We start from the raw sequence: 453 nt of genomic DNA on the forward strand, positions 1-453 counted from the left end.
GAACACGACGCGCAGGCCGCGGGCGGCGAGCCGTGCGACCGCCGCATCGAGATCGTCGACGACCCACGCGACGTGATGCAGGCCGACGAGCGGCTGCCCGTGCGCGTCGCGATACGGCGACGGCGTGTCGTTCGTCACGTGTATCAGTTCGATCTGTAGATCGCCGCGATACGCGAGCCCGACGTCCATCGTGACCGTCACCGGTTCGCCGAGATGGCAGCCGTCGAGCCGCACGTTGCGGAACACGGTCCACGGGCCGACCTCGTGGCGGGCGCGCCAGCGCGCGATGCTGCGGTCGAGGTCGGCGACTACGTAGCCGATCTGGTCGATGGGGCCGAGGGCGGGGTCGTGCATGTCGTCTCCGTGGCGGACGCACCGGTGCGTGCCGTGCGATGCATGACGGCCATGATCGCAACAAAGCGCGTGTTTCGTGCCATCCAAACGGACGAGTAG

Annotated in this window: 1 protein-coding gene; it reads right to left on the minus strand. The window is 68.7% G+C overall.

What is annotated here, in order from left to right; genetic code table 11:
• On the minus strand, nt 1-354 hold a 354-nt coding region (locus M3149_RS22755), incomplete at its 3' end, for a VOC family protein (RefSeq protein ID WP_251711625.1).
• Nucleotides 355-453 lie beyond the last annotated feature (99 nt).

It is taken from the genome of Hydrogenophaga intermedia (assembly GCF_023715105.1).
Taxonomy (GTDB): Bacteria; Pseudomonadota; Gammaproteobacteria; order Burkholderiales; family Burkholderiaceae_C; genus Hydrogenophaga; species Hydrogenophaga intermedia_A.